Consider the following 23,369-nt stretch of genomic DNA (forward strand, 5'->3'; position numbering starts at 1 on the left):
TCAACCACCATCGCCCGACGCCTGCGGACGGGGTGGGCGGCTCGCGGGGCCGAGTGGCGTACGGGACCGGACGGGCCGCCCGCGACGACCCGACGGTGGTCCGGCGGGCCGCCCGGCCCGTTTCTTCGAGGCCGATGACCGGTGACGGGCCGGATCCCGCGTCTCCACGGGGCCTCCGGTCGCACGTCAGGGAGGCGGGTGGGCGACGAAGATCAGCGAGTTTGGAGCATGTTACGAAAATCTGGGGCAAATCATGGCTCAGTTTGCGGTTCGTGGCGCTGGACCGCACACGCCGGCGGTGTGTGTACTGCTCACATGCCTAACGTGAACTCCGCGCCGCCGGTCCCGGGGCTGGCCGCGTTCAACGCGCTGGGCGCCGAGGAGGCCGAGGCCGGGCTGCTGGCCTGCTGCGCCTCCCGGGCCTTCGCCCGGGAGGTGGCCGCGTCGCGCCCCTACCGCGACCTCGACCGGCTGGCCGAGGTGGCGGAGACCGCCGTACGGGGACTGGACTGGTCCGGCGTCAGCGAGGCGCTGGCCGCTCATCCCCGGATCGGCGAGCCGCCTCGCGCGGCGGAGCGGCCACCCGCCGCGGAGCCGTCCCGCGAGGACGGTCCGGTGGCGGGTTCCGCGCCGTCCGGCCACCCCGGTCACCCGGAACCTGTGGCGGGTTTCGCGTCGCCCGGCCATTCGGAAAGGCGCCTGGAACACCCGGAGAGGCACTCGGAGAGGGAGGCGGCCTGGTCGCGCGGGGAGCAGGCGGGGGTCGACACGGCCGGGCGGGAGGTCCTCGACCGGCTGGCGGAGGGCAACCGCGCCTACGAGCGGCGGTTCGGCCACGTCTACCTGATCTGCGCCACCGGCCTGTCGGCCGGGGAGATGCTGGCCCGGCTCACCGAGCGGCTCGGCAACGACGAGGACACCGAGCGGGACGTCGTCAGGACCGAACTCGCGAAGATCACCCGCCTGCGGCTGGCGAAACTCCTGGGAGCCGCCGCATGAGCGCCCGCGTCCATGGGAGCCGCCCCATGAGCCCCGCGTCCATGGGAGCCGCCCGCCCCGCGCCTCCGGGAGCCGTCACGAACCCCGTACTCCTCGGGGAGGGGTCCGCGTGAGCCTGTCCACCCACGTGCTGGACGCCGCCCTGGGCAGGCCCGCGGCGGGGGTCGCCGTACGCCTGGAAAGGGACGGCGAGGTGCTCGCCGAGGGCGTCACCGACGCCGACGGGCGGATCGCGGGATGGACCTGCGGGGCGGGTGACCACCGCCTGGTCTTCGACACCGGCGGCTACTTCGCCGCCCGCGCCGTGGACGCCTTCTACCCCCGGGTCTCGATCGACTTCACGGTGGCGGACCCGCGGGAGCACCACCACGTGCCCCTGCTGCTCAGCCCGTTCGCCTACTCGACGTATCGAGGGAGCTAGCATGTCCGTCGTTCTCGGCCCCAACCGCTACGGCAAGGCGGAGACCCGCCTGGTCCGCGTCGTCAGGGACGGCGGCGTCCACCACGTCAAGGACGTCACCGTCGGCTCGGCGCTGTCCGGTGACATGGAGGCGGTCCATCTCACCGGCGACAACGCCGCGGTCCTGCCGACCGACACGCAGAAGAACACCGTGTACGCCTTCGCCAGGAAGCACGGCGTGGCGGAGATCGAGGAATTCGCGATCCTGCTGGCCCGCCACTACGTGGAGTCGCAGCCCACCGTCCACCACGCCCGCGTGGAGATCGAGGAACACTTCTGGGACCGCATCCCGGTGTCCGAGGAGACCGCGGGGGAGCGCGGGCGGCACTCCTTCGTCCGCTCGGGAAGGGAGGTGCGCACCTGCGCCGTCCACCACGACCGGGACGGCACCACCACCGTGGTCTCCGGGCTGAGGGACCTGGTGGTGCTCAACTCGACCGACTCGGAGTTCTCCGGCTTCATCGAGGACGAGTACACCACCCTGCCCCCCACCAAGGACCGCGTCCTGGCCACCGCCGTCTCGGCCCGCTGGCGGCACCTGCCGGGGGCGGCCGGGCAGGGGACGGCGTACGGGGAGTCGTACGACGAGGTGCGCCGCCACCTGCTCGGGGCGTTCGCCGAGACCTACAGCCTGTCGCTGCAGCAGACGCTCTACGCGATGGGCGAGCGGGTCCTGAACGCCCGCGAGGAGGTCTGTGAGGTGCGCCTGGCGATGCCGAACAAGCACCACTTCCTGGTCGATCTCACCCCGTTCGGGCTGGACAACCCCAACGAGGTGTTCTACGCCGCCGACCGTCCCTACGGGCTGATCGAGGGCAGTGTGCTCCGCGACGACGCCCCCGACGCCCGCTTCGCCTGGGAGTGACGAGCATGGACTTCCTGCGACCCGCCACGTGGGCGGAGGCTCTGGCCGCCAAGACGGACCGGCCGGAGGCGGTACCCATCCAGGGCGGCACCGACATGATGGTCGAGCTCAACTTCGACGTGCGGCGGCCCGCCGCGCTGCTCGACCTGAACCGGGTCGCCGAGCTGGCGGCGTGGAGCGAGGAGCCGGACGGCAGGCTCAGGGTCGGCGCGGGCGTGACGTACGCCCGGCTCATCGCCGAGCTGGGCGACCGGCTGCCGGGCCTGGCGCAGGCCTCCCGCACGGTCGGCTCGCCGCAGATCCGCAACCGGGGCACCGTGGGGGGCAACCTCGGCGCGGCCTCGCCCGCCGGGGACAGCCACCCGCCGCTGCTGGCCGGGGACGCGGTCGTGGAGGTCGAGTCCGCGGCCAGGGGCGTGCGGATGATCCCGGCCGCCGATTTCTATCTCGGGGTCAAGCGCAGTGCGCTGGAGGCCGACGAGCTGATCCGGGCGTTCTGGACGAGCCCCGCGAGCGGCCCGCAGTACTTCTCCAAGGTCGGCACCCGCAACGCCATGGTGATCGCGGTCTGCTCGTTCGCGATCGCGCTGCACCCCGGCGAGCGCCGGGTCGGCACCGGCATCGGCTCGGCCGCCCCGACCCCCCGCCGGGCCGTCGCCGCCGAGGAGTTCCTCGCCGCCGAGCTCGACTGGGAGGCCCGGCTCGACCCCGCGGTGCTCGGGCGTTTCGGGGAGCTGGCCGCCGGGGCCGCCTCGCCGATCGACGACGTGCGCGGCACCGCCGACTACCGGCGCCACGCCATCGCGGTGATGGCGCGGCGCACCCTCACCTGGGCGTGGAACGAGTTCCGCTCCGGACACTTCGAGAGGAGGGCCGGATGATGCGTGTCACCTTCACCGTCAACGGCCGCAGGGAGACCGCCGACGACGTCTGGGAGGGAGAGAGCCTCCTGTACGTCCTGCGCGAGCGGGTCGGCCTGCCGGGTTCCAAGAACGCGTGCGAGCAGGGCGAGTGCGGCTCCTGCACGGTCTATCTCGACGGGATCCCCGTCTGCGCGTGCCTGGTCGCGGCCGGACAGGCCGAGGGACGCCAGGTCCGCACCGTCGAGGGGCTCGCCGACGGCGACCGGCTCGACCCGATCCAGGAGGCCTTCGTCGAGTGCGGCGCCGTCCAGTGCGGCTTCTGCACCCCCGGCCTCCTCGTCCAGGCCCACGACCTGATCGAACGGGTCGCGAGGCCGTCCGACGCGGAGATCCGCGAGGCCCTGGCGGGCAACCTGTGCCGGTGCACCGGCTACGAGAAGATCCTCGACGCCGTACGCCTCGCCGCGGCGCGGAAGGCGGCGGCCTCGTGAGCTCCACCCGGATCGAGAACGTCCACGCGGAAGGCGGGGCCTCGTGAGTCCCACCCGGATCGAGAACGTCCACGCGGAAGGCGGGGCCTCGTGAGTCCCACCCGGATCGAGAACGTCCACGCGGAAGGCGGGGCCTCGTGAGTCCCACCCGGATCGAGAACGTCCACGCGGAAGGCGGGGCCTCGTGAGTCCCACCCGGATCGAGAACGTCCACGCGGAAGGCGGGGCCCCGTGAGTTCCACCCTGATCGAGAACGTCCACATCGCCCCGGTGGTGGGCCCGGAGATTCCCTCGGGGCACATCCACGTCGAGGGCGACAGGATCGTGGCCCTGGGCGCGGGCCCCGCGCCGGACGTCCCGGGGGCGGTCAGGATCGACGGCACCGGCTGCCTCGCCACACCCGGCCTGGTCAACACCCACCACCACCTCTACCAGTGGGCCTCCCAGGGGCTCGCCCAGGACGCCACCCTGTTCGAGTGGCTGACGGCGCTCTACCAGGTGTGGGCCGCGATGGACGCCGAGGTCGTCAGGGGCGCGGCGGGCGCGGGGCTGGGCTATCTGGCCCTGTCGGGCTGCACCACCTCCAGCGACCACCACTACATCTTTCCCAAGGGGCGCGGGGACCTGTTCGCCGCGGAGATCGAGGCGGCCCGGGAGGTCGGCCTCCGCTTTCACCCCGCCCGGGGCTCGATGGACCGGGGGAGGTCGCAGGGCGGCCTGCCGCCGGACGTCGTGGTCGAGCGGCTCGACGAGATCCTCGACGCGACGGCCGAGGCCGTCGACACCTACCACGACCCGTCCTTCTCCTCGATGCTCCGCGTCGCGGTCGCCCCCTGCTCGCCGTTCTCGGTCAGCGCCGACCTGATGACCGAGGCCGCCGCGCTGGCCAGGTCCAAGGGGGTGCGCCTGCACACCCACCTCGCCGAGACCCTCGACGAGGAGGAGCACTGCCTGCGGCAGGTCGGGCAGCGCCCGGTCGACTACATGGAGAAGCTCGGCTGGCTCGGCCCGGACGTGTGGTTCGCCCACGCCGTCCACCTGAGCGACGGTGACATCGACGTCTTCGCCCAGACCGGTACGGGTTCGGCGCACTGCCCCAGCTCCAACGGCCGCCTCGGCGCCGGGATCGCCCGCGTCTCCGAGATGCTCCACCGGGGCGCGAACGTCGGCCTGGGGGTGGATGGCAGCGCCTCCGCCGAGCTGACCTCGCTCTCCGGCGAGATGCGGCAGGCCCTGCTGTTCCAGCGGGCCAGGTACGGGCCCACCGCGCTCACCGCCCGCCAGGCCCTGGAGATCGCCACCCTCGGCGGGGCGAGGAACCTGGGCCGAGAGGAGGAGCTCGGCTCCCTGGAGGCAGGGAAGCTCGCCGACATCGCCCTCTGGCGCACCGGGGCATTCGCCTCCGCGGTCGCCGACCCGGTCTGCGCCCTGGTGTTCGGCACCCGGCAGCCCCCGCTGGCCCGGCTGCTGGTCGGCGGCGAGACCGTCGTCGAGGACGACGAGCTGCGTACCGTCGCCCAGGACGAGCTCGGCCGCGCGGGAGGCGAGGCGCACCGCCGGCTCATGCGCCTGGCCGAAGAGCAGGGCTTCACGGCGGCCAAGGAGGTCGGCGGATAGGCGGGCCCGGCGACGACGGCCCGCCGGCCTCGTCCCGCGACGCCTCCAGGGAGGACCGGGCCGCCTCCGAGGAGGACCACGATGCCTCCGGGGAGAACCGGGCCGCCTCCGGCGAGGACCGCGACGCCTCCGGGGAGGACCGGGCGTCGAGGGCGTGCGGGGGTGGATGTGATGATGGTCCTCCGTCTCACCGGGATCCGGCATCCGCCCCCGTCCGCTCGTACCGGCCGGGGACGCGTGCCCCCCATCCGTCATCAGGGAGCAGGGTTTGTCTGAGTCGTCGGGACACGTCGTGATCGCCCCGGACAAGTTCAAGGGCTCGCTGACCGGCGCCGAGGTCGCCGCGCGGGTCGCGGCGGGCCTCGGGTCCGGCGTCGCCACGGTCGCGCTGCCGGTGGCCGACGGCGGTGACGGCACCGTGGACGCGGTCGTGGCCTGCGGGTTCACCCGCGTCGAGGTCGAGGTCATCGGTCCCGTCGGTGAACCGGTCCTCGCCTCCTACGCCTGGCGCGACGCCTCCTCGCCCGAGGACGCCCCTCCGGGAGGGGACGTGCCGACGGCGGTCGTCGAGCTGGCCGAGGCATCCGGCCTGCGGCGGCTGCCGGTCGCCTCCGGGCCCGCCGCCCCGGCGGGATCCCCCGCGCACGAGGGCGTCGAGCTGGCCCCGCTCACCGCGACCAGCCACGGCACCGGAGATCTGATCGCCCACGCCGTACGGCGCGGGGCCCGGCGGGTCGTGCTCGGTCTCGGCGGCAGTGCCTGCACCGACGGCGGCGCGGGCATGATGCGGGCGCTCGGCGTCCGCTTCCTGGACGCCGGGGGACGGGAACTCCCCTTCGGGGGAGCGGCCCTCCTCGACCTGGAAAAAATCGATACGTCCGGACTTATTGCGATTGATGGTGTCGAGTTCGTCGTCGCGGGCGACGTGGACAACCCGCTGCTCGGCCCGCACGGCGCCGCCGCCGTGTACGGACCGCAGAAGGGCGCGGGTCCCGACGACGTGAGGCTGCTCGACCGGGCCCTCGCCCGGCTCGCCGCCGTCGCCGCGCACACCCACGGCCTGGTCGGGGCCATCGAGCACGACGGCGTCGTCCGCTCGATGGGCGTGGCGGGGCGGCCGGGCGCGGGCGCCGCGGGGGGAGTGGGCTTCGCCGCGCTGGCCTTCCTGGCGGCCGACTTCCGTCCCGGCATCGACTATCTCCTGGAACTGCTCGGCTTCCGCGACCGGCTTGAGGGCGCCCGCCTGGTCGTCACCGGCGAGGGCTCGCTCGACGAGCAGACGTTGCGCGGCAAGGCGCCCGCCGGGGTCGCGAGTGCCGCGGCCAAGGCGGGGGTCCCGGTCGTCGCGGTCTGCGGGCGCCGCAGCCTCGGCGACGAGGAGCTGAACGCGGCGGGCATCACGGCCGCCTACGCGCTCACCGACATCGAGCCCGACCCGGCCGTGTGCATGTCCCAGGCGGGCCCGCTGCTGGAGCGGCTCGCCCGCAGGGTCGCGGAAAGGCACCTTTGAGGAGCGACGAGGAACGGAGAGCGGATGAGCGCAGGGACTGAGGACGTACCGGATCTGGTCATCCGGTCCCGCAGGGTCGTGCTGCCTCGGGGAGAGGGACCGGCGGCGGTCGCCGTACGGGACGGGAGGATCGTCGGGGTGCACGCCCACGACGCCGAGCCGGCCGCCGTCGAGCGGGTCGACCTCGGCGGCGTCGCGTTGCTGCCCGGCCTGGTCGACACCCACGTGCACGTCAACGAGCCCGGCCGCACCCACTGGGAGGGGTTCGCCTCCGCCACCAGGGCGGCCGCGGCGGGCGGGGTGACCACGATCGTGGACATGCCGCTCAACTCGCTGCCGCCGACCGTGACCGCGGACGCCCTCGCCGTGAAGAGGAGGGCCGCGGACGGGCAGTGCGCGGTGGACGTCGCCTTCTGGGGCGGGGCGGTCCCCGGCAACGTCGGGGACCTGCGGCCGCTGCACGAGGCGGGCGTGCGCGGGTTCAAGTGCTTCCTGTCCCCGTCGGGTGTGGACGAGTTCCCGCCGCTGGACGCGGACGGGCTGCGGGCCGCCATGGTGGAGATCGCCTCCTTCGACGGCCTGCTGGTCGTCCACGCCGAGGACCCCGCGCTGCTCGCCGACCCCGAGGGGCCGGGATACCCGGAGTTCCTCGACTCCCGGCCGGGAGAGGCCGAGCGCCGCGCCGTCGAACGGGTCGCCGCGCTGGCGGGGGAGACCGGGGTGCGGGCGCACATCCTGCACGTGTCGTCCGCGCTGTGCCTGGAACCGCTGGCGAAAGCCCGGCGGGAGGGGGTCAGGCTCACCGCGGAGACCTGTCCGCACTACCTCACCCTGATGGCCGAGGAGGTGCCCGAGGGCGCCACCCAGTTCAAGTGCTGCCCGCCGATCCGCTCCTCGGCCAACCGCGACGAGCTCTGGCGCGGCCTCGCCGACGGGATCCTCGACTGCGTCGTCTCCGACCACTCGCCGTCCACCCCCGACCTGAAGGTGCCCGACTTCGCCGCCGCCTGGGGCGGGATCTCCTCCCTCCAGCTCGGCCTGACCGCCGTCTGGACCGAGGCGGCCCGGCGCGGGCACGGCCTGGGCGACGTCGTCCGCTGGATGGCGGAACACCCGGCCGAGCTGGCCGGGCTGCGGGGCAAGGGCGTCATCGCCGAGGGCGCGTACGCCGACCTGGTCGCCTTCGACGCCGACGCCGTCCACACCGTGGACGTCTCCGCCCTGCACCACAGGAACCCGGTCACGCCCTACCACGGCAGGACGCTGACGGGGGTGGTCCGCACGACATGGCTGCGCGGCCGGGTCGTGGGGAAGGATCCCCTGGGCACCCTCCTGTAGCACGGCCCCGCCGGAACGATCCCGGTCCGCGGGGCGCCCCGCCCTCCGGTGGTCTCCGGTGGCGGAACCGTCCCGGCGGCCCGGCCGGTTCCCCGCGAGAAAGGTTCACCCCTTGACCGAGTCGACCGAATTCACCGCACTGCCCGACCTCGCCCTGCGCACCCTCGGCGGCTCGGTCATCGCGGCCAACGACGAGTCCTTCGCCGAGAGGGAGAGCCTCATCAGGCCGGGCCGCCCCGGCTTCATGCCGCACACCTTCGGGGCCAAGGGCCAGGTCTACGACGGCTGGGAGACCCGCAGGCGGCGCGAGCCGGGCCACGACTGGGCCCTGGTCAGACTCGGCATGCCCGGGGTGATCAGGGGCGTCGTGATCGACACCGCCTGGTTCAAGGGCAACTACCCGCCGTACGCCTCCGTCGAGGCCGCCGAGGTCGAGGGCTATCCGACGGTCGCCGAGCTGGAGGCGGCCGACTGGGTGGAGATCGTTCCCAGGAGCGGCCTCAAGGGGGACGCCGAGCACCTCTTCGCGGTGTCCGGCGAGCGCCGCCACACGCACGTGCGGCTGAACATGTTCCCCGACGGGGGCATCGCCCGCCTGCGGGTGCACGGCGAGGTCAGGCCCGACCTGTCCCTGTACGAGGGGCTCGGCCTGGACCTGGCCGCCCTGGAGAACGGCGCCCTCGTCACCGCCTGCTCCAACGAGTTCTACTCCTCGCCCAACAACGCCATCTCACCCGGCCTGGCCCGCCATCAGGCCGAGGGCTGGGAGACCGCCCGCCGCCGCGACGGCGGCAACGACTGGCTGGTGATCCGCCTGGCGGGCTCCGGCGTTGTCGGCCTCGTCGAGATCGACACCACCAACCTGGTGTTCAACGCCCCCGCCGAGGTCTTCGTCACGGGCACCGCGGACGGCGTCACCTGGTTCCCGCTGCTGCCCAGGACCCGCCTGCTGCCCGACACCCGGCACCGCTTCCGCGTCCGGGACGCGCCCGCGGCCACGTACGCCAGGGTGGACATCTACCCCGACGGCGGCCTGGCCAGGGTCCGCCTGCACGGTTTCCTCACCGGCTGACCCCGCCCCGGCACGTCAGTACCAGATGGTGACCTCGGTGCCGGGCGGGACCGTCTGGCCGCCCGGCGGGATCTGGGCCAGGACCCTGCCCTTGCCCAGGGTGCGCTTCAGCTTCACCGTGACCCCGGCGGCGCGCAGCTCGTCTCTCGCCGCCCGATAGTCCTTGAACACGATGTTCGGGACCACCACGACGTTGCCGCCGTTGTCGCCCGGCGGGATCTCGCCCTCGCGCTCCCAGGGCCAGCGCCATTCGCTGCTGCACTGCGACAGGGTGAGCCGGACCACGGCGCCCCTGTCGATCTCGGCCTTGGGCTGCGGGTCCTGGGCGATGACGGTGCACGGCTGGGCGGAGTCGGTCTGCTCGACGAACTCGGGGGTGAAGCCCGCCCCGCGCAGCACCCCGTCGGCCTGGTCGCGGGGCATGCCCCTGACGTCCGGCATGACCAGGCCCGCGCTCACGACCAGGTCGACCTTGCTGTTCTCCTTGACCGGGTTTCCCACGGCGGGGATGGTCCGCATCACCTGGCCGCGCGGCACGGTCTCGCTGGGCAGCTTCCTGATGTCGTCGACGAGGAGGGAGGACTCCGCCAGCTTGCTCCTGGCCTGCGGTTCGGTCATGCCCACCACGTTGGGCACCGCCACCCGCTTGGGCCCGGCAGAGGGGATGAGGGTCAGCTTGCTCCCCGGCTCGGCCTCGGTGCCCGCCACGGGATCGGTGCGCAGCACGGTCCCCTTGGGAGCCTTCTCGTCGTGCTCGGCCTTGCCCGTCTCGACCGTGAAGCCGCGTTGCTTGGCCTCGCCGGTGGCGGTCGTGACGTTCTTGCCCACCAGGGTGGCGGGCACCACGATGGAGGTGTTCTGCGAGAACAGCCAGCCGGTCACCCCCACCGCGATCACCATGACCACGGCCAGCCCGATCAGGAACCAGCGGGCACCTGACCCCTTGCGTGCCCTGGGGCCGGCCACCTGGCGGTCGCCGGCCTGGCCGGTGAGCAGCTCGGTGCGGGGCTGGATCAGCGTGTGGTTGGCCGGGGCGGGAGGCGCGGGCGCCGCCGTCTCGTGGCCGTGCGGCGGGCCGACGGGGACGGACGGCACCGGGCCGCTCTCCCTGGGCAGCATCCGGTGTGCCTCGACGGCGGCGACCAGCAGCGCGGTGGCGTCCGCCGGGCGGTTCGCTGGATCGCGGGCCGTCGCCCTGGCCACCAGGGTGTCGAGCAGCGGGGAAGAGCCGGGCAGCAGCGCCGAGGGCACGGGCACCGTGTCGTGCACGTGCCGGTAGGCCACCGACATCGGGGTCTCACCCTCGTACGGCTGGCGGCCGGTCAGGAGCTCGAACAGCATGATGCCGGCCGCGTAGACGTCGCTGCGGGCGTCGGCGCCCCCAGAGGTCACCTGCTCGGGCGACATGTAGCCGATGGTGCCGATCATGACACCCGTGCGCGTCTGGTTGCTCGCCTCGATCGCGCGGGCCAGGCCGAAGTCGACGACCTTGACCCGGCCGTCGTCGGCGAGCAGCACGTTCTCCGGCTTGACGTCCCGGTGGATCAGGCCGGACTGGTGGGCGGCGCCCAGCGCGGCGAGGACGGGGATCATGACTTCCAGCGCCTCGCGGGCGGGCAGCCTGCCCCGGGCGCGGAGCACGTCGCGCAGGGTCCGCCCCGGCACGTACTCCATCGAGAGGTAGACGTTGTCGCCGTCCGTGCCCTGGTCGAACACGTGCACCACGTTGGGGTGCGACAGGCTGGCCACCGACTTGGCCTCGCCGATGAAGCGCCGCACGAAGGCGGGGTCCTCGGCGAGCGAGCGGTGCATCACCTTGACGGCGACCGTGCGGTCGAGCCGGACGTCCAGGGCCAGATAGACGGTCGCCATTCCGCCCCGGGCGATCCGGGACTCAACGCGGTAACGCCCGTCGAGGAGTTTCCCGACCAGGGGGTCCGTAAGCGTCGTGTCCACGTGGCCGAGTTTACGGGCGATTTGGCGCCGACAGGATCCCTGAATCCCAAACCGATGCCGAGACGTGGTGGTTTTCTATCGATGAACCACCGGCGGGCTGTCGATCGAGGGAGAGGAGGCTTCCGCGTAGCGACGCCGGGGTATCCGCCCGGCCATACGCGCGGCCCGGCCCGCGGAGACGGCCGAGCGCATCGCCTGGGCCATCAGGTCCGGACGCTGTGCCCGGGTGACCGCGGTGGCCAGCAGAACCGCGTCGCAGCCCAGTTCCATGGCGAGTGCCGCGTCGCTGGCCGTGCCGATCCCGGCGTCCAGGATCACCGGCACGCTCGCGAACTCCACGATCAGCTCGATGTTGTGCGGGTTGCGGATGCCCAGCCCCGAGCCGATCGGCGCGCCCAGCGGCATCACCGCCGCGCAGCCCGCCTGCTCCAGCCTGCGTGCCAGCACGGGGTCGTCGCCGATGTAGGGCAGCACCGTGAACCCGTCGGCGACCAGCCGCTCGGCCGCGTCGAAGGTCTCGATGGGGTCGGGCAGCAGGGTGCGCTCGTCGGCGATGACCTCCAGCTTGACCCAGTCCGTCTCCAGCGCCTCCCTGGCCAGCCTGGCGGTGAGCACGGCCTCACCGGCGGTGAAGCAGCCCGCGGTGTTCGGCAGCACCTTGATGTCACGCCGGCGCAGCACGTCGAGCACCGAGCCCCGCGCTGCCGGGTCGAGCCGCCGCATCGCGACCGTGGTCAGCTCGGTCCCCGAGGCGGCGAGCGCCTGGTCGAGGACCTCCAGGGACGGAGCGCCCCCGGTGCCCATGATGAGGCGGGAGGAGAACTTCTCACCGCCGATGATCAGATCGTCTGCCATGTCCGCCATATCCGTCATCGCCGATCAACCTCCCTGAACCGCGGTGAGCACCTCGACGCGGTCGGCCTCCGCGAGCGCCGTGGACTCCCAGGCGCCGCGCGAGACGACCTCGTCGTTCACCGCGACGGCCACCCCGCTCCGCACGCCGGTCAGCCGCTGCACGGCCTGTGCGACGGTCGCCCCCGGGGGCAGCTCGTGCGCGGTCCCGTTGATGGTCACGTTCATGGGTACTCCTGCGGTGTGTGCTCCCGCAGGCGGTCTTCCCGCGGCGGGGGTTCCCGGAAATCGTGTCCCCGAGGGCCTTGCTCCCGGGAGCGGTCTTCCCGGGAACGGGGTTCCCCGGGACCGCCCTCGCGGAAGCGGAGGGGTGAGCAGATCGCGGAGAGCCCCGGACCCGTCTCGTCCCCCTCGCCCGGCTCCTCGGCGCAGAGGTCGGCGGTGAGCGGTGCGAGCAGGACCCCGCCCCGGTGGTGCCCGGTGGCCAGGTGGAGGCCGGGGACGACAGTGGGGCCGATCAGCGGCAGGTTGTCCGGGGTGCCGGGACGCAGTCCCGCGGCGACCTCGGCCACCTCCAGCTCGGTCACCCCGGGGACGAGCTCCCGCGCGTCGCGCAGCAGCTCCCACAGCCCCCCGGCGGTGACGCGGGTGTCGAAGCCCATCTCCTCCTGGGTGGCGCCGAGGACCGTCTCGCCGTCGCCGCGCGGCACCAGGTAGACGTGCGAGCCGTGGACCACTCCGCGCACGCACCGCCGCAGGATCGGCGCGGGGGAGCGCAGCCGCATGATCTGGCCCTTGACCGGCCGTACCGGGGGCAGCGCCTCGGGGGGCACCCCCTCCAGGGAGCCCGACCAGGCCCCGGCGGCGAGGATCACCAGGTCGGCCCCGACGGTCTCGCCGCTCGGCAGGCGTACCCCGGTGGCCCTTCCCGAGGTCGTGAGCAGCTCGGCCGCGCGGTCGCGCACCAGGACGCCGCCCGCGCGCTCCAGGGCCGCCAGGAGTGCCGAGGTGACCCTCCGGGGGTCCACCCAGGCGTCGCCGCCCGCCAGCAGGCCGCCGCGGACGGCGGGGGCCAGCATGGGCTCCAGGCGGCGGCACTCGCGGCCGGTGAGCCGTTCGGCGGGCAGTCCCAGCTTGGCGGTGAAGGCGGCGAGGTCGTCCAGCGCGGCCAGGTCGTCCGAGCCGAAGGCGACGTCGAGCGTGCCGTCGGTGCGGTAGTCGAGGTCGTGCCCGCTCGCGTCCGCCAGCTCGGCGGCGAAGGCGGGCCAGCGTTCCAGGGAGGCCAGGCCCAGCCGCAGCAGCGGCTCCTCGGTGTAGGTGACCTCGCTGACCGGGGCCAGCATGCCCGCCGCCGCGTGCGAGGCGCCGGAGGCCGGTGCGGGGTCGGCCAGCGCCACCCTCAGGCCCCGGCGGGCGGCGCGCCACGCCACCGACAGGCCGATCACGCCCCCGCCGACGACGAGGAGGTCGAAATGGTGCGCCATACGTGCTCCGCTCCCTTCGCCGGCATGACCCGGATCAGGTTCGTGGCGGTCGAGGGCTCGCTCGCGGCCGTTTCCGGACCTCGCCCGCCGGTGCCGTGCCGGACCGCGCCCCAGGGCGCGTTTCCTCGCACATCACCAGCTCGCAGGGGGTCCTTCCTCGTCCGCAGCCCTCCTCTCAGCCCGGTGCGTTCCGGGCTCCCGCGCGTCTTCCTCCCCTACCCTAAGGGTTCGGGCAACACGCTTAGCGCGCCAGATGTGAGGTAAATCCCGTTTTCGTTATCAACGACCGTTGGTAGGAGTACGGGGTTCCCGCTTATGGTCGGGAAGTGTGAATCATGTCGTGGTGGTTGGCGCCGGCCTGGCCGGCGTACGCAGCGTCGAGGCGTTACGGGCCCGTGGGTTCGGCGGCAGGATCACCCTGATCGGAGAGGAGCGGCACCGGCCCTATGACCGTCCGCCCCTGTCCAAGGGGGTGCTGCTCGGCGAGACCGACTCCACTGTCGTCGACTCCGACCTCGACGCCCTCGAGGTCGACTTCCGCGCGGGTGTGTCCGCCAAGGGACTGCACCCCGGCGTGGTCGAGACCACCGAGGGCGAACTGGCCTACGACGGCCTGGTCGTCGCCACCGGCGCCCGCCCGATCAGGCTGCGCGGAGACGGCCCCCAGCACGTGGTGCGCACCATCGACGACGCGCTCCGGCTGCGTTCCCTGCTCAGCGAGGGGACCAGGGTCGCCGTCATCGGCGCGGGCTGGATCGGCGCCGAGGTGGCCACCGCCGCCCGCAGGGCGGGCTGCGCCGTGACCGTCGTCGAGGCCGCCGGCACCCCGCTGGCCGCCGCGCTCGGCCAGGTCGGCGCGTACACCGCCCCCTGGTACGCCGAGGCGGGCGTCGACCTGCGCCTGGGCACCATGGTCGCCTCCGTCGAGCACGGGGGGCTCATCCTGGCCGACGGCTCCGCGGTGGAGGCCGACGTGGTCGTCACCGGAGTGGGCGTGCGGCCCGCGACCGAGTGGCTGGCCGGGTCCGGCATCAGGCTCGACAACGGCGTGGTCACCGACGAGCACCTGCGCACCTCGCTGCCCGACGTGGTCGCGGTGGGCGACTGCGCGGCCTGGTGGTCGCGCCGCTACGGCATCCGCCTCCGCGTCGAGCACTGGGACACCGCCCTGGGCGCCCCGGACGTCGCGGCGGCCACGCTCGTCGGCGACGCCGCCGTCTACGACCCGGTTCCCTATTTCTGGTCCGAGCAGTTCGGCCACATGGTCCAGTACGCCGGCCACCACGACGGCGCCCGCCCGATCCGGCGCGGCGACCCGGAGGCCGAGGGGAAGCCCAGGTGGGCAGTGTGCTGGGTGACCGAGGACGACCGGCTCACCGCGGTACTCTCGGTCAACCGCCCCCGCGACCTGGTCCAGGGGCGCCGCCTCATCGAGGGCGGGCAGCGCCTCGACGTCGATCGCCTCACCGACCCTGCGATAGCGTTGCGCGACTGTACGGTGGCGTAACCTCGCCGCCAGGTGTTTGGCGAAGGGCTCGATGTGGTAGTGGTGGATTCGTGACGCTTTCTGTTGCGCAGATCGACCGGGAAACCGACCAGCTGGTGGGCGAGTGGCTCACCCTGACCGAGGTGGCCAGAAGGCTCAACCTGAGCGCCGGTCGCGCCAAGCAACTTCTCAAGGACCGCAAGCTCATCGGAGTGCGGAGGGGCGGCGGCGAGCCGCAGGTCCCCGCCGCGTTCCTCGCCGACGGAGACGTCGTCAAGGGCCTCCCGGGCACCCTCACGGTGCTGCTGGACGCCGGATACGACGACGTCGAATCCCTACGCTGGCTTTTCACCCCCGACGACACGCTGCCGGGCTCGCCGGTCGACGCGATCGTGGCGGGTCGCCATACCGAGGTGAAGAGACGTGCCCAAGCCCTCGGTTTCTGACGCCCGCCTGTACCTCTGTACGGACGGGCGTCGTGACCGGGGAGACCTCGCGGACTTCCTCGACGCCGCCCTGGCGGGCGGGGTCGACATCGTGCAGCTGCGCGAGAAGGGTCTCGAGGCGCGCGAGGAGCTCGATCTCCTCGCCGTCTTCCGCGAGGCCTGCGACCGGCACGGCACCCTCCTGGCCGTGAACGACAGGGCCGACATCGCCTACGCGATCCGCCCCGACGTGCTCCACCTCGGCCAGGATGATCTGCCGGTGCGGGTCGTGCGCGACATGCTCGGCGACGACATCCTCATCGGGCGTTCCACTCACGCCCCCGAGGAGGCGTCCGCCGCGGCCGTCGAGCCCGGTGTCGACTACTTCTGCTGCGGCCCGATCTGGCCGACGCCCACCAAGCCCGGCAGGTTCGCCCCGGGCCCCGGCCTGCTCAGGCACGCCGCGGCCCTGGAGACCGACCGGCCCTGGTTCGGCATCGGCGGCATCGACCTCGCCAACCTGGACGAGGTCATGTCGTACGGCGTGCGCCGGGTCGTGGTCGTGCGGGCGATCACCGAGGCCGACGATCCCAAGGCGGCGGCGGGGGAGTTCAAGCGGAGGCTGGCCGTCCCCGCCTGAAAGCCCTCTCCGCCCGGCGAAGACCGTGTCCCCTGCCGGGCGGACCGTGCCGTTCGCCGACCCGTCGTGAGCCGGGCCGATGCGGACCGGCCTGTCGTGAGCCGGACCGGTGCGAGCCGACCCGTCGCGAGCCGGACCGATGCGGACTGGCCTGTCGCGAGCCGGACCGGTACGAGCCGGGCGCGCGGTCAGGTCCGCCGGGAGGTGGCGGCCACCGCGAGGTCGGCCAGTGCGGCGCGGGCCTCGGGGAGGATCGGGGCGCCCTCCAGCGAGCCGAGGGCGTTCTCCAGGTATCCCTTGATCAGGTCCTCGCACGCCACGAGGGCCCCCGTCTCCTCGATGATCCCGCGCAGCCGGTCGACCCCGGCCTCGTCCAGGTCCGGGTCGCCGAGGGTGGTGCGCACCACCTGGGCCTGGGACTCCGAGGCCACGGCGAGCGCGCGGGCGATGAGCATCGTCCGCTTGCCCTCGCGAAGATCGTCGCCAGCCGGTTTGCCGGTCTCGCCCGGATCGCCGAACACGCCGAGGATGTCGTCGCGCAACTGGAAGGCGATGCCCACGGACTGCCCGTACTCCTCGCAGAGCCGGTCGATCCAGGGCTCCCTGCCCCGGGCGGCCAGCACCAGGCCGAGCCTGAGCGGCTGCTCCACCGAATACTTGCCGCTCTTGAAGAGGGCGACCCGCAGCGCGCTGTCGAAGGTGCCCTCGCCGTGCGCCTGCTCCAGCAGGTCGAAGTACTGCCCGCACATCAGTTCGGTGCGCATGTCGTCGTGGACCTTCTGCGCCGCCGCCAGCGAGGCGGCCGGCAGGCCGCTGTTCCGCCACATCTCACCGGACCAGATGAGCATCAGGTTGCCCAGCAGGATGGCGGCCCCCTCGCCGAACTGCTCGGCCGAGCCGTGCCAGCCCGCCCTCCGGTGCAACTCCTCGAACCTGCGGTGCGCCGAGGGCATGCCCCGGCGCAGGTCGCTGGCGTCCATCACGTCGTCGTGCACCAGGGCGCTGGCCTGGAGCAGCTCCAGCGAGGCCGCGGCGGAGAAGAGCGCGGGATCGTCGTCCCCGCCCGCACCGCGCCAGCCCCAGTAGCAGAAGGCGGGTCGCAGCCGCTTACCGCCCGCGAGGAAGTCCTCGGCCGCAGAGACGAGCGGCGCCAGCTCCGGAGCGCTGACCTGCGGGCGCTGCCGTTCGACGAATCGCCGAAGAGAACGATCGACCTCCGACCGGATCGTGTCCAGCGCGGCTGCAGAAGTGATCATCGAATACCTCCAGTGTGGAGACCCTGGGCTTCAGCTCTGGGGGGGAAACGCGGTACGGCGCCGTGCGTCCCGGCGGCGTGACCGGCGGTGATGGCACCCCGACCACCGTACGCATGATCGACAAGATCCTCTCCGCCGGTCCGGCGGAGAGGTGGAACGCCTGTGCAGCCGGTGTAGGGCACGACACCTCCGGGTTCCTTGCGACTGGCGATGAGGCAGGAAACCCAATCTATGAAAATTGGAATCCCCCGGCTTCGGCGGCGGGAGGAGGTCAGGTAATGAGATTAACGGTCCAAGGGGACATTTCGATCTAGGGAGGTGGTTGTTTTACTCGCTAATTGTGACAAGTCCGTTCCGCGGGCGGCGGACATGATCTGATCGGGCGCCCGAGCGGCCGGGCAAGTATCCTTGACCCCATGGCTCTGGGTCGCGCATCTGTCCTCCCTGATCGTGTCGCCACCGTCCGCGAGCTCCTCGCCGCCGGTGCCCGCTCGTTCTCCTTCGAGTTCTCCCCCCCGAAGACCGACGAGGGGGAGCGTCAGCTCTGGCGCGCGGTCCGCGAGCTGGAGTCCCTGCACCCCACCTTCGTGTCCGTCACCTACGGCGCCGGCGGCAGCACCCGCGACCGCACGGTCGACATCGTCGAGCGGCTCGCCCACGAGACCACGCTCACCCCGGTGGCCCACTTCACCGCCGTCAACCACTCCGTCCGCGAGCTGCGCCACCTGATCGGCCGCTTCGCGGGAGCTGGGGTGCGCAACATCCTCGCCGTGCGGGGAGACCCGCCCGGCGACGTGACGGGCGAGTGGGTGCGCCACCCCGAGGGTGTCCTGTACGCCGAGGAGCTGGTCCGGCTCATCCGCCAGTCCGGCGACTTCTGCGTGGGCGTGGCCGCCTTCCCGTACAAGCACCCCAGGTCGGCCTCGATCGAGGCCGACACCGAGTACTTCGTGCGCAAGTGCCGCGCGGGCGCCGACTACGCGATCACCCAGATGTTCTTCCGCGCCGAGGACTACCTGCGGCTGCGCGACCGGGTGGCGGCCAGCGGCTGTGACACGCCGATCATTCCCGGCATCATGCCCGTCACGCAGATGAGCACCATCGCCAGGTCCGAGCAGCTCTCCGGCGCGCCGTTCCCGCCGGAGGTGGCCGAGAGGTTCGCGGCCGTCGCCGACGACCCGGCCGCGGTGCGCAGCCTCGGCATCGAGCACGCCGCCGAGCTCTGCCAGACCCTGCTCGACGAGGGCGCCCCCGGCATTCACTTCATCACCTTCAACCGCTCCAGCGCGACCCGCGAGGTCTTCCAAGCCCTGGACCACACGTCGAAGATCGCCCCGCTGCCGGTCTGACACCGCGGGCCCCCGGTCCGCCGGGGGCGCGACTCCCAGGCGTGGCACACCGGGGTACGGGAGGGACGGCGTCCCGGTGGAGATCCGGAGCCGGGGCGGCCGGGTGGCTCAGCCGACCAGCGGCAGGGCGGTCCCGAGGATCGCGTAGCGCTCGTGCCCGCCGGGGAAGACGAACTGTGTGAGCAGGTCCACGAAGCCGATGCTCCGATAGAGGTGCCTGGCCGCGGTGGGCTGGTCGCGGGTCGACAGCACGGCGGTGCGCTCAAGGCGGCCCGCGCACAAGCTCATGATCATCGCCCGGCCGATGCCCTTGCCCTGGTAGTCGGGGTGGACGTGGATCTCGGCGAGCTCCAGCGCGTCGCCCAGCCAGCCGTGGGCGCCGCCCTCGCCGTGCCTGTCGGCCAGGGCCCGCCTGACCACGTCGTGCCACCACTGGCCGGGAACCCCGTGGAAGCCGTAGGCGATGCCCACCGGGGTGCCGTCGGGGAGCTCGGCGAACAGGCAGGTGAAGGCGGGGTGGGTGGCGTGGTTTCCCATGATGAGCCTGCGGCCGGCGATCTGGTCGACCGGCGGGTGCATCGCCTCGGTGTAGACGCCGAGGACCGCGTCCAGCCGGAGCGTGAACTCGTCGGGGCCGATCCGTCGCAGTCCGATCACGCGTCGCACCCTAGCAGGGCGGACGTGACGCGGGTCACCGCGTGGGGAGGGAGTGCTGTCCGGCGTTCACCAGGAGGTTTCCCCGCCGCTCCCGCCCGCCTCCGGGCCGGGCCGCGAGGGGCCTGACCGGCTCTCCGAGGCCGCCGGGACCCGTATGGGCCGTACGGGTCCCGGCGGCGCCGTGTCGTGAGCGCGGGGCCGTGAGCGCGGGGTGAGCGCGGGGTGAGCGCGGGGTGAGCGCGGTGCTCAAACGCTGGGGAAAGCCGTCATTCGACTTCGACGGGGAGCCCTCCGGTGATCCGGACGAGCTCGTCGAAGGAGGTCGGGAAGACGGTGTGCGGGTGACCGGCGGCGGCCCAGACGACCTCGTGCTTGCCCAGCCAGGTGTCGACCAGGGTTCTGACCGGGGCGGGGTGGCCGATCGGGGCGACGCCGCCGATGACCTGGCCGGTGGCCGCCCGTACGAAGGCGGGGTCTGCGCGCCGCACCCTTGCCGCGCCGGCCGTCCTGGCGATCAGGTCGGTGTCGACGCGGTGGGCGCCGCTGGTCAGCACCAGGAGCGGCTCGCCGTCGGCGTCGAATATCAGGCTGTTGGCGATGGCGCCGACCTCGCAGCCGAGCTGCGCGGCCGCGGTGGCGGCGGTCGGGGTGGCCTCCGCGAAGATGACGATCTCGCCGGGAACGCCGTGCTCGCGCAGGACGGCGGCGACCTTCTCGATGTTCGGATGCAACTTTTCTGGCACGCGGCCACTCTAAACAGATTGACCGTTGATTGCCGCTTTATAACCGGCCGCCTGCGCGGGGAAACCGTGCGCTATGGTCCCTTGACCCGATCCATAGTGATATGAGGAGTTGATTGAAAGTGGGGGCTGGACAGCGGCTGGGAGTGGCCGCGCTGATGACGGCGGGAGCCGTGCTCCTCTCTTCCGCGGGCGTCACCCTTTCCGCCGGCGCCGCCGCGGCCCAGACCTCGGCTTTCCCGGCCGTGACGGCCGTGACGGCCGTGACGGCCGGGAAACCCGTGACAGCCGGGGCGACGGGGGCGTCCCCGTTCGTCGCACCCGGCAGGACGCTCAAGCTCGGCGCGAAGGGCGCCGCGGTGAAGTTGCTCCAGACCCGGCTGGCCGAGCTCGGCTACGCCCCCGGCAGGATCGACGGCCGCTACGGCGGGGCGACCCTGGTGGCGGTCTGGGCCTTCCAGAAGGTCAACGGCGTCTCGCCGACCAGCACCGTGGCACGCGGGACCTGGGACGCCCTGGAGGCCCCGCGGGCGCCGAAGGTGCTCGTCCCCAACGGCAAGCCGACCCGGGTGGAGGTCAACCTCGCCAAGCAGGTGATGGTCCTCTACGTCGACGGCGCGGTGAAACTGGTCAGCCACACCTCCTCCGGCAGCGGGATCGCCTACTGCGAGACGGCCACCTGGGAGGGCAGGGCCCAGCGGTTCTGCGGCGACGCCCGCACGCCGACGGGCGACTACAAGACCACCTGGCGCAGGGACGGCTGGCACAAGTCCTACCTGGGCCAGCTCTACAACCCGATCTTCTTCAACGGGGGCATCGCCTTCCACGGCGCGCTCTCGGTGCCGCTGGCGCCCGCCTCCCACGGTTGCGTACGGCTGCCGATGCACGTGGCGGAGGTCCTTCCCGGCCTGCTCGGTACGGGAGTGCCGGTGCACGTCCGAGGCAGGTTCGTCCGGTAGGGCGGCGGAGCGGCCGATCCGGCGGGCGTGATCCCGCCGGTCGTGAGCCGGTCCTGAGCCGGTCGTGAACAGGGCCCCGGGAGACGACGATCTCCCGGGGCCCTTTCGCGTGCGCCACATGCCCGAAGATCGAACTTTTGTTCGTCGTTTTACTTGACAGTATTAGTGATCGAATTTATGTTCGATGTGATGACACGGGGCTCGCGGCTCGTGTTCCAAGGGCGGCCGATCGGGCCCACGTCGTCGGCGGAGACGATCGGGCCAGGTCAGGACGGGCGGGGAGAGGGGAAGCTCCTCGTCCGGCCGTCCGGTGGATTTGTCGGTGGGGTCTGCGAGTGTGATACCACCGGCGAAAACACCGGAGCCGCTTGCGACCAAGGAGGCTGAAGCACTATGACCCCTCGGCTCAGCGATTCCGGTGGGCCCCGGTTGTCCCCCACGGTGCGAGCGCACCTCTCAGACGCGCGCGACTGCCTCGAAGAGGCCGCCGCCGCCCGGACCTCCGCCGCGCGTTACGTCGCGGCCCACCTCGCCGCGCTCAGGGCGGCCGCTGCCGTCCTGGCGGCCCGTCCCCGTCCCATGGAGGGCCGCAGGAGGCGCAGGCTGCGCAGCGCCTGGGAGATGCTGCCCGAGGCCGAGCCCCGCCTGGCCGAGTGGGCCCCCTACTTCGAGACGAGCGCGGCCAAGCGGGCCGCCGCCGAGGCGGGCCTGACCCGCACGGTGTCCTCGCGAGACGCCGAGGAGCTCATCTCCGAGGCGGAGCGTTTCGTCACCACCGTGGAGAAGCTGCTCGGCATGCCGAGCCAGCCCGTGCTCCCCGGCCAGATCCCCCTAGCCGGTTAGAGCCGGAGCGGCCTCCCACCCGGGGTCGCCGCCCGTGCTCACCGGCGCCGTCCCCGCACGTCCCGCGTCCACCGGTCCCGCCGGCGGGCACAGGGCGTGCGGGGACGTTTTCGTGTCCCCGTCCCTCGTGCGACCGGTTCCTCGCTCGCGCCGCCGTTCCCTCGGCCCTCGCGTCGCCGTTCCCTCGTCCCTCGCGTTGCCGTTCCTCACGCCGCCGTGGAGCTCTGGCGGGCGGCGCGGTGGCGCAACAGGAGCATCGCGGCGTCGTCGCCCAGCGGCCTGCCCACGTGGTCGAGCAGATCGGCGCGGAGGGCGTCCAACGACCCCTGGGGGTCGTCGCCGTCCAGCAGGTGCGCCCGCTCCAGCAGCGGATAGAACTCGCCCGCACCGTCGCGCGCCTCGATGACCCCGTCGGTGTAGAAGAGGACCTGGTCGCCCGGCTCGAACGGGATGTGGTGCGGCTGCGGCTCGCTGGCCTTGAGGGCGCTCATGCCCAGCGGGAGCGCCTCGTCCGGCGGGTCGGCGAACCAGATCCCGCCGTCGGCGCCGAGCACCATGGGCGCCGGGTGGCCGCAGTTGATGACGGTGATGGTGGAACCGCCGCTGATCTCGGCCAGCACGGCGGTCACGAACTGCTCGCCGGACAGCTCGCGGGTCAGCGCGTTCTCCAGACGCGCCACGACGCCCTGGAGCGTTCTCTCGTCGTGCGCCGCCTCACGGAAGGCCCCGAGCACGACCGCGGCCGTCTCCACGGCCTCCAGGCCCTTGCCCTGGACGTCTCCCACGATGATCCGGACCCCGTGCGGGGTGGTGACGACCTCGTACAGGTCGCCGCCGATCCTGGCCTCGGCCGTGGCGGAGGTGTACGAGACGGCCACGCCGATGCCCGGTCCCGCGCGGCGGGGCACCGGGCGCAGCAGCACCCGCTGGGCGGCCTCGGCCACCGAGCGCACGTCGGCGAGCTGGTGTTCGTGGCGCAGCCGCCCGGCGCTGGCCAGCACGCTGGCCACGGTGACGCCGAGGATGGCGATGAGGGTGATGTCGGTGCGGGGCATCCAGAGGATGTCGTTGTAGACGCCGAGCGCGAGGCACAGCACCAGGGCGACGACGCCGACCACCGTGGTGCGGGCGAGGCCGCACGCCACGCTGGCGAAGGCCGGGCCGAGGGCGAGCAGCGGCAGGAGGCCGGAGGTGGGGCCCGAGCCGAAGTCGATCAGGGCCACCACGGCCATGACGACGAACGGCAGGAGTTTCAGGGTGTCCTGCGTCTTGGTGGTGCCGATCGAGGTCAGCAGCCGCAGGAAGGCGCGCGTCCTGGTCGATCCCAGCGACGCCATGACGGCGCGGAGACGGCTTTTCGGGCTCGATCGAGAGTGATCAAGCCGATCATCTCCCGGGGCCATGTCCACCACATCTCGCTAAACGCATGTTTGCCTTTTCCTACCACAACGGCTGTAGCCCGGGGCGGGACGAAGCGCACGTTTCTGCTGAGAGCAAGATTCTCTGC

23 protein-coding genes are annotated in these 23,369 nt (G+C 72.7%); 15 read left to right on the forward strand and 8 right to left on the reverse strand.

Features of this window, described 5'->3' with window-relative positions:
• Positions 1-315: 315 nt before the first annotated feature.
• From OG587_RS21290 to alc, 9 genes are all read left to right on the forward strand, one after another.
• Complete coding sequence (locus tag OG587_RS21290) at positions 316-999, forward strand: 2-oxo-4-hydroxy-4-carboxy-5-ureidoimidazoline decarboxylase (protein ID WP_329092925.1); 684 nt, start codon at positions 316-318, stop codon at positions 997-999.
• 109 nt (positions 1,000-1,108) lie between these two features.
• A complete protein-coding gene (gene uraH / locus OG587_RS21295; RefSeq protein WP_329092927.1) occupies positions 1,109-1,420 on the forward strand; it encodes a hydroxyisourate hydrolase in 312 nt (103 codons plus the stop codon).
• A 1-nt stretch (position 1,421) separates the two neighbouring features.
• Positions 1,422-2,324 (forward strand): factor-independent urate hydroxylase, encoded by a 903-nt coding sequence (gene pucL, locus OG587_RS21300; protein WP_329092930.1) that lies wholly within the window; start codon positions 1,422-1,424, stop codon positions 2,322-2,324.
• Between the two features lie 5 nt (positions 2,325-2,329).
• A complete protein-coding gene (locus OG587_RS21305; protein ID WP_329092932.1) occupies positions 2,330-3,205 on the forward strand; it encodes an FAD binding domain-containing protein in 876 nt (291 codons plus the stop codon).
• On the forward strand, positions 3,205-3,678 hold the full coding sequence (locus OG587_RS21310) for a (2Fe-2S)-binding protein (RefSeq protein ID WP_329093940.1): 474 nt from the start codon (positions 3,205-3,207) through the stop codon (positions 3,676-3,678). Before OG587_RS21305 ends, OG587_RS21310 begins: the two co-directional genes overlap by 1 nt.
• A 231-nt stretch (positions 3,679-3,909) precedes the next feature.
• Entirely contained in the window at positions 3,910-5,295 is a 1,386-nt protein-coding gene (locus OG587_RS21315; protein WP_329092934.1) for an 8-oxoguanine deaminase, read from the forward strand.
• A gap of 268 nt (positions 5,296-5,563) precedes the next feature.
• Positions 5,564-6,805 carry a glycerate kinase gene (locus OG587_RS21320; protein WP_329092935.1) on the forward strand — a complete coding sequence of 414 codons (1,242 nt, stop codon included), beginning with the start codon at positions 5,564-5,566 and terminating at the stop codon, positions 6,803-6,805.
• Between the two features lie 24 nt (positions 6,806-6,829).
• A complete protein-coding gene (allB, locus tag OG587_RS21325; RefSeq protein ID WP_329092937.1) occupies positions 6,830-8,143 on the forward strand; it encodes an allantoinase AllB in 1,314 nt (437 codons plus the stop codon).
• A 112-nt stretch (positions 8,144-8,255) separates the two neighbouring features.
• Complete coding sequence (alc, locus tag OG587_RS21330; RefSeq protein WP_329092938.1) at positions 8,256-9,215, forward strand: allantoicase; 960 nt, start codon at positions 8,256-8,258, stop codon at positions 9,213-9,215.
• 15 nt (positions 9,216-9,230) lie between these two features.
• On the opposite strand, the gene pknB is transcribed toward alc, so the two are convergent.
• The 4 genes from pknB to thiO form a co-directional block, all read right to left on the reverse strand.
• Positions 9,231-11,171: a Stk1 family PASTA domain-containing Ser/Thr kinase gene (gene pknB / locus OG587_RS21335; RefSeq protein WP_329092940.1), complete on the reverse strand. Its 1,941-nt coding sequence runs from the start codon at positions 11,169-11,171 to the stop codon at positions 9,231-9,233.
• A 75-nt stretch (positions 11,172-11,246) separates the two neighbouring features.
• Positions 11,247-12,026 (reverse strand): thiazole synthase, encoded by a 780-nt coding sequence (locus OG587_RS21340; protein WP_329092942.1) that lies wholly within the window; start codon positions 12,024-12,026, stop codon positions 11,247-11,249.
• A gap of 24 nt (positions 12,027-12,050) precedes the next feature.
• Entirely contained in the window at positions 12,051-12,251 is a 201-nt protein-coding gene (thiS, locus tag OG587_RS21345) for a sulfur carrier protein ThiS (protein WP_329092944.1), read from the reverse strand.
• On the reverse strand, positions 12,248-13,507 hold the full coding sequence (gene thiO, locus OG587_RS21350) for a glycine oxidase ThiO (RefSeq protein ID WP_329092947.1): 1,260 nt from the start codon (positions 13,505-13,507) through the stop codon (positions 12,248-12,250). The genes thiS and thiO overlap by 4 nt, the downstream gene beginning before the upstream one ends.
• Positions 13,508-13,835: 328 nt before the next feature.
• On the opposite strand from thiO, the gene OG587_RS21355 reads away from it, so the two are divergent.
• From OG587_RS21355 to thiE, 3 genes are read left to right on the forward strand one after another with little or no spacing between them, the layout of a single operon-like run.
• Complete coding sequence (locus tag OG587_RS21355; protein WP_329092948.1) at positions 13,836-15,014, forward strand: NAD(P)/FAD-dependent oxidoreductase; 1,179 nt, start codon at positions 13,836-13,838, stop codon at positions 15,012-15,014.
• Positions 15,015-15,064: 50 nt separating this feature from the next.
• The gene (locus tag OG587_RS21360; protein ID WP_329092950.1) at positions 15,065-15,439 is read left to right on the forward strand and encodes an Rv2175c family DNA-binding protein; all 375 of its coding nucleotides are present in this window, start codon (positions 15,065-15,067) and stop codon (positions 15,437-15,439) included.
• Positions 15,417-16,058, forward strand: a complete 642-nt coding sequence (thiE, locus tag OG587_RS21365; RefSeq protein ID WP_329092951.1) for a thiamine phosphate synthase — start codon at positions 15,417-15,419, stop codon at positions 16,056-16,058. The genes OG587_RS21360 and thiE overlap by 23 nt, the downstream gene beginning before the upstream one ends.
• 188 nt (positions 16,059-16,246) lie before the next feature.
• Here thiE and OG587_RS21370 read toward each other — a convergent pair whose 3' ends face one another.
• On the reverse strand, positions 16,247-17,314 hold the full coding sequence (locus tag OG587_RS21370) for a polyprenyl synthetase family protein (protein WP_329092952.1): 1,068 nt from the start codon (positions 17,312-17,314) through the stop codon (positions 16,247-16,249).
• A gap of 416 nt (positions 17,315-17,730) precedes the next feature.
• Between OG587_RS21370 and metF the strand changes: the two genes are divergently transcribed.
• The gene (metF, locus tag OG587_RS21375; RefSeq protein WP_329092954.1) at positions 17,731-18,663 is read left to right on the forward strand and encodes a methylenetetrahydrofolate reductase [NAD(P)H]; all 933 of its coding nucleotides are present in this window, start codon (positions 17,731-17,733) and stop codon (positions 18,661-18,663) included.
• A gap of 108 nt (positions 18,664-18,771) precedes the next feature.
• Here the strand turns inward: metF and OG587_RS21380 are convergent, their stop codons facing one another.
• Both OG587_RS21380 and OG587_RS21385 read right to left on the reverse strand, forming a co-directional pair.
• Positions 18,772-19,320 (reverse strand): GNAT family N-acetyltransferase, encoded by a 549-nt coding sequence (locus OG587_RS21380; RefSeq protein WP_329092956.1) that lies wholly within the window; start codon positions 19,318-19,320, stop codon positions 18,772-18,774.
• A gap of 266 nt (positions 19,321-19,586) precedes the next feature.
• On the reverse strand, positions 19,587-20,063 hold the full coding sequence (locus tag OG587_RS21385) for a YbaK/EbsC family protein (RefSeq protein ID WP_329092958.1): 477 nt from the start codon (positions 20,061-20,063) through the stop codon (positions 19,587-19,589).
• A gap of 119 nt (positions 20,064-20,182) precedes the next feature.
• Here OG587_RS21385 and OG587_RS21390 point away from each other — a divergent pair, with 119 nt between their 5' ends.
• Both OG587_RS21390 and OG587_RS21395 read left to right on the forward strand, forming a co-directional pair.
• Entirely contained in the window at positions 20,183-21,019 is an 837-nt protein-coding gene (locus tag OG587_RS21390; protein WP_329092960.1) for a L,D-transpeptidase family protein, read from the forward strand.
• 393 nt (positions 21,020-21,412) lie between these two features.
• On the forward strand, positions 21,413-21,862 hold the full coding sequence (locus OG587_RS21395; RefSeq protein WP_329092962.1) for an SAV_6107 family HEPN domain-containing protein: 450 nt from the start codon (positions 21,413-21,415) through the stop codon (positions 21,860-21,862).
• Positions 21,863-22,068: 206 nt separating this feature from the next.
• On the opposite strand, the gene OG587_RS21400 is transcribed toward OG587_RS21395, so the two are convergent.
• Complete coding sequence (locus OG587_RS21400; protein ID WP_329092964.1) at positions 22,069-23,199, reverse strand: PP2C family protein-serine/threonine phosphatase; 1,131 nt, start codon at positions 23,197-23,199, stop codon at positions 22,069-22,071.
• Between the last annotated feature and the right edge of the window lie 170 nt (positions 23,200-23,369).

Origin of the sequence: Streptosporangium sp. NBC_01469 (assembly GCF_036227305.1) — a bacterium.
Taxonomy (GTDB): Bacteria; Actinomycetota; Actinomycetes; order Streptosporangiales; family Streptosporangiaceae; genus Streptosporangium.

What these genes read in the sequence shown, in the direction of transcription:
- OG587_RS21400 (WP_329092964.1), bottom strand. Translation starts at nt 23,199, where the DNA reads ATGGCGTCGCTGGGATCGACCAGGACGCGCGCCTTCCTGCGGCTGCTG.
- OG587_RS21395 (WP_329092962.1), top strand. Translation starts at nt 21,413, where the DNA reads ATGACCCCTCGGCTCAGCGATTCCGGTGGGCCCCGGTTGTCCCCCACG.
- OG587_RS21305 (WP_329092932.1), top strand. Translation starts at nt 2,330, where the DNA reads ATGGACTTCCTGCGACCCGCCACGTGGGCGGAGGCTCTGGCCGCCAAG.
- OG587_RS21290 (WP_329092925.1), top strand. Translation starts at nt 316, where the DNA reads ATGCCTAACGTGAACTCCGCGCCGCCGGTCCCGGGGCTGGCCGCGTTC.
- OG587_RS21340 (WP_329092942.1), bottom strand. Translation starts at nt 12,026, where the DNA reads ATGGCAGACGATCTGATCATCGGCGGTGAGAAGTTCTCCTCCCGCCTC.
- pucL (WP_329092930.1), top strand. Translation starts at nt 1,422, where the DNA reads ATGTCCGTCGTTCTCGGCCCCAACCGCTACGGCAAGGCGGAGACCCGC.
- OG587_RS21370 (WP_329092952.1), bottom strand. Translation starts at nt 17,314, where the DNA reads ATGATCACTTCTGCAGCCGCGCTGGACACGATCCGGTCGGAGGTCGAT.
- metF (WP_329092954.1), top strand. Translation starts at nt 17,731, where the DNA reads ATGGCTCTGGGTCGCGCATCTGTCCTCCCTGATCGTGTCGCCACCGTC.
- thiO (WP_329092947.1), bottom strand. Translation starts at nt 13,507, where the DNA reads ATGGCGCACCATTTCGACCTCCTCGTCGTCGGCGGGGGCGTGATCGGC.
- OG587_RS21310 (WP_329093940.1), top strand. Translation starts at nt 3,205, where the DNA reads ATGCGTGTCACCTTCACCGTCAACGGCCGCAGGGAGACCGCCGACGAC.
- allB (WP_329092937.1), top strand. Translation starts at nt 6,830, where the DNA reads ATGAGCGCAGGGACTGAGGACGTACCGGATCTGGTCATCCGGTCCCGC.
- thiS (WP_329092944.1), bottom strand. Translation starts at nt 12,251, where the DNA reads ATGAACGTGACCATCAACGGGACCGCGCACGAGCTGCCCCCGGGGGCG.